Source organism: Marseilla massiliensis (genome assembly GCF_016899955.1).
GTDB lineage: Bacteria > Bacteroidota > Bacteroidia > Bacteroidales > Bacteroidaceae > Prevotella > Prevotella intestinigallinarum.
This window is the reverse complement of the sequence record NZ_JACJJL010000058.1, coordinates 1-3,485: the sequence shown is the minus strand read 5'-3', so window position 1 is coordinate 3,485 and position 3,485 is coordinate 1. Positions and strand designations below refer to the sequence as shown.

Genomic DNA, 3,485 nt, shown 5'->3' with positions numbered 1-3,485 from the left:
CTCTGCTTCTGCGCCACCTTCAGCTCGAAGGCGGCCACCTCCTTGTTCTTGGCCTGCGCCATCGCCTTGCTCGCGCTTTCAAGTCCCTTGCCGGGCACCTGCAGGGCGTCGCATATCCACGAGGAGGAGATGCAGATGGAGATGCCGACGATGCGTAGGAGCTTCATCACGTCCATGCCGCGCCGTCCGAGCATCATCATCCAGCACTCGTAGGAACCCACGCAGAGAGCGAGCAGCAGCCCGATGATACGGGCAAGCCCCACCGCGTCGCCCAGCACGGCCACGTTGGGGAATGTCTCCATGGCGACGAGCAGCTTGTCAAGGCTCTCGTCGATGGCCGGTAGGCCTATGGTCAGTAAAACAGCAGACAGTTGCATAATCGTATTATTTGTATTCTTGTAAAGTTCATTATAATCCCCTTTCTTCAAATTCTAATAATCTAATAATGTGTGGCAGCCACGGCACAGAGGTTGGCGGTTTGCTTGACAAGTGCCTCCATCTTTCCCTTGGCTTCTTCGTAGGCCTGCTGCCGCTTGGCGTTCTCCAGCCCGTAGCCCACGCCCGTCTTGTGGACATAGGCGATGCCGGCGCAGAGGATTTCATTCTGCCTGCTCAGCTCGTCCACCTGAGGCTTCAGTTTCCCTCCGCTTTTCGTCATGCAGTAGAGCAGGCCGTCGGTGATGCAGTCCTGCATCCGGTTGAACTCGTCCTTGTAGGCCGGATAGGCCAGGTCAACGGCGCGGTCGGCTTCCCGGACAAGCTCCTCCTTGTACAGCTCTTCCACGTATTTGCGCTCTTCCTCCACCTTCTCCAGCTTCTGCCGCTGGGTCTCTTCGGAGATGACCCGTGTGGGCATGATGCGCTTGATGTTCGACTTGGCCTCCTTGAAGCGGACGCGGAAGCCGGACTTGAAGCCCGCCCATTTCCAGTACATCTCCGCGCCGGAATAACCTTTGTGCAGGAAGTAATAGTACCAGTCGGGCGCGAAGTCCCACGGCCCGTTCTCCATGGACTGCCACTGCTTCTTCTTCTCGTTGTCACGGACAGGTACTTGGGCTTCCGCCACAACCGGGGCGAAGGCCACGCACAGCAGTAATATGGCTTGTCTAACTTTCATATCCCTTGTTGAATTTCATTCGACGTTTTTCACGCTCGGCATAGCTCAAGCAAGCTTGGCTCTGCTCTCGCTAATTCAAAACGTTCCATTTGTCTATTATCGTTTTCGCTATCTCGTCCTTGACCCCGGAGTTCAATATCTCCCAGATGTAGTCCGGCTTCCATCCGCAGTCGGTAATGAGGTAGCAGTACAGGTTCGCGTTGTCGATGATATACCTTGCCCTGTCAATGGTGGTTTTCAGCGTCATCACTAAGTTCAGCTTTTCGTCCATGGAGGCTTTCATCAGGTTGATGCCGGAGGCTGCCACCGACGCATAGAGCTTGTAGCAGTGCTTCACCTCCCTTGATATGGCCAGGTTGGCGTCGGCATAGTACCACGCCACGAAGGGCTTCTTGCTGACATGGCCGAAAGTGTTTGAGGTGAAGTCCTTGTATTCCTTCACCAACTGATACAGGGCATTGGCCGTGGAAGAGATGGCACCTGCCAGCACCAGGTAGGAATGGGCGTTGTCCAGCTTGGTGTTCAGGGTGGTGCGCACGTCGTTGAACTTGCCTGCCCCCTTGGTGACCAGTGACTGCTCGCCGAAGCTGGCGGCCACACGCTGCATGGCCTTGTCCTCGTCCTTCTTGACGGCCTTGTGCAAGGCTATCAGGGCCTCGATGGTCGGGAGGTCTTTGGGGATGACCCCGGCCGATACCCTGACGGGAAGCGACAAGAGGACGATTGCCATGCAAAATGATATGATTATTTTATTGTATTGCTTCATAGCTTGCCGGGATTAAGGTTCAGTAATTGGAGGCCACAAGCCCGTTCCATGACTGGACAAGGCTGCCGACACGGTTCTTCATGGTCACCACGTTAGCCCAGCCCTCCGGGTCGATGGCAAAGAAGAGGTCGTCCGCCGTGGAGTACTGTGCCATGAGCATCATGCCCTCCACCTTGTAGCGTATCTTTGTAAGGTCGGTATATATGCGGTTGGCCAGGGTCAGCCGCTCGTAGCGGTCGAGCAGGTTGTACCCGTCGCTTTTCCTCTCCGCCGTGGCTTCCCCTTTGAGCGGGTTTCTCACCTTGGCGTTGTTCACGATGTTCACGAAGTCGCCCACCAGCTGCTGGGTCTCGGCCACGAGGTTGCCGAGTTCATTGAGGCAGAGCAGCTTGCCCACGAATTTCGCCCTGCCCACCGTACTGACAAGTTCAGGCACGTCCTTGAGGATGTCGAAGGCGCAACTTCCGATTTCCTTGTAGTAAAGACTCTCCGTACCGAAACCGGAGATGTTTTCCATCGAGAGCTTGTACAGCTCCTTGATGGTGGCCATGCTCACGGTGTAGAGTTCCACCTTCTGCTTCTTGGAGGCGATGGAGTCCAGCCGTTGGTTGTGCTGCCCCTCGATGAGCTTCTGCGAGGCCAGGTTGGCGCCCACCGTTGCGATGCAGTTACGGTCTATGACGATGCGCCATCCGGCAAACGTGGGGGCGGACGCGGCAAACAGGAATGTTCCTAACAATATGTTTTTCAGCTTTCCCATAATGACATTACTTTTTGATGTTGGTTGACTTGTCTGGCGAACTCCAGGTACTTGGGGCTGCCCGCTTTTTTACGGTCGGCCTCGATGCGCGTGATGGCCTCCTGCACCGTGCCGTAGTGCCGCAGGTATGTTTTCAACGCCTCTTTTTCCGTCCGCTCGGTGGTGTAGGCCCAGTAACATTCGGGGGCTTCCTCCACGCCGTAGACGTCGGAATGCTGTCCCCGGCATATCCACACCTCCTTGAAGTAGCTGCGCCCCTCGTGGTTGTCAAGCGCGTTGATGGTGAATATCTGCTGACGCTGAACGGGGGTCAGCCCCAGTATGGCGGCTATCTGTTCGTACCTGTCCTTGAACTTGGACTGGTCAAGCAGTATCTTCACATCGGAATTATTAATGATGGCCTCCTTCACGATGGGCGAGTCTATCACGTCGTTCAGTTCCTGCGTGACCACCCCGGCGATGCCGTGGAACTTGCGGACGGTCTTGTACAGGTACTTGATGTACTCCGCCATCGTGGGCGAGGCGATGGCCTTCCACGCCTCTTCGATTATCAGGGCCTTGCGCCCTTTCTTGATGCGCATTTTCTGGAGGAACACGTCCATGATGATGAGCACCACGATGGGGAAAAGTACAGGGTCATCTTTTATCTTGTCGATTTCGAATACGATGAAACACTCGTTGAAGAGGTCAACATCCAGGTCGGCGTTCAGCGTCGTCTCCAGCTCGCCGCCCCGGTAGAACTGCTTGAGGATGGCTGCGAAGTTGTGTATGTCGAATGTTATTTTCTCCAGGGAAGTGATTTGCGGGATGCGCTCCACGGCGAACTCGTAGTAGGAGTTGAA

4 protein-coding genes and 1 pseudogene are annotated in these 3,485 nt (G+C 55.6%); all 5 read right to left on the bottom strand.

Annotated features, from left to right (window positions below; all coding sequences use genetic code 11):
- Positions 1–377: pseudogene (locus H6B30_RS15645) on the bottom strand (hypothetical protein); the annotation flags it as partial.
- A gap of 62 nt (positions 378–439) precedes the next feature.
- The gene (locus H6B30_RS15640; RefSeq protein ID WP_205112195.1) at positions 440–1,117 is read right to left on the bottom strand and encodes a DUF5045 domain-containing protein; all 678 of its coding nucleotides are present in this window, start codon (positions 1,115–1,117) and stop codon (positions 440–442) included.
- A gap of 70 nt (positions 1,118–1,187) precedes the next feature.
- Positions 1,188–1,847 (bottom strand): hypothetical protein, encoded by a 660-nt coding sequence (locus H6B30_RS15635; RefSeq protein ID WP_439116974.1) that lies wholly within the window; start codon positions 1,845–1,847, stop codon positions 1,188–1,190.
- A gap of 55 nt (positions 1,848–1,902) precedes the next feature.
- On the bottom strand, positions 1,903–2,643 hold the full coding sequence (locus H6B30_RS15630; protein WP_205112193.1) for a hypothetical protein: 741 nt from the start codon (positions 2,641–2,643) through the stop codon (positions 1,903–1,905).
- The coding region (locus H6B30_RS15625) for a TraG family conjugative transposon ATPase (protein ID WP_205112192.1) at positions 2,631–3,485 on the bottom strand (855 nt) is incomplete at its 5' end. The genes H6B30_RS15625 and H6B30_RS15630, both read right to left, overlap by 13 nt.